The organism is Vibrio sp. 970 (genome assembly GCF_033339075.1).
On the sequence record NZ_JAWOTW010000758.1, the window covers coordinates 1 to 530 of the forward strand.

Below are 530 nucleotides of genomic sequence, written 5' to 3' on the forward strand. Positions count from 1 at the left end.
TCAAACCCGCGCCTTGAGGTACGTTGCCGCTGACTGAAATATCCGCCCCAGTAAACTGGTAGCCACGCGCCAGAAGACACTTCACCACGCCGCGAATGTAGTTCGCCCACATTTTGTCTTGCTCGAAGGTAATGGCTTGCGTGATATCGAATTCGTCCATTGCGTTGCCGTAATCGACCGACACCACACGCACGATATTGTCTTCACGCTTTGCCGCCGCCACGACCGTTTGGTAGTTAATGGCACACGGTAGGACAAAACCATCGTTGTAATCGGTGTGCTCACCAATCAAGTTCACACGACCAGGCGCTTGAATAATATGGCTAGGTGCGTAGCCCAACACTTGCTCAAATGACGCTTTCACATTTTGGATAAGTTCAGACATAGGGACGTTCTCTTAAAATAGTAATTTGTGTGGGATAGCGCGTTGAGCCTAACTTTCTATCTGTAAAGTCGCGCTATCCCGTTATTCGTAATCAGTCCAATTTAAAGACTTAGCATTCTTTGTAGTGGACATCTCTCACATCACG

At 48.1% G+C, this 530-nt stretch carries 1 protein-coding gene; it reads right to left on the reverse strand.

Annotated features, from left to right (window positions below; all coding sequences use genetic code 11):
- Positions 1-385 (reverse strand): galactokinase family protein (locus R7Q11_RS29035; RefSeq protein WP_318094489.1); only part of this gene is annotated, 385 nt, incomplete at its 3' end.
- Between the last annotated feature and the right edge of the window lie 145 nt (positions 386-530).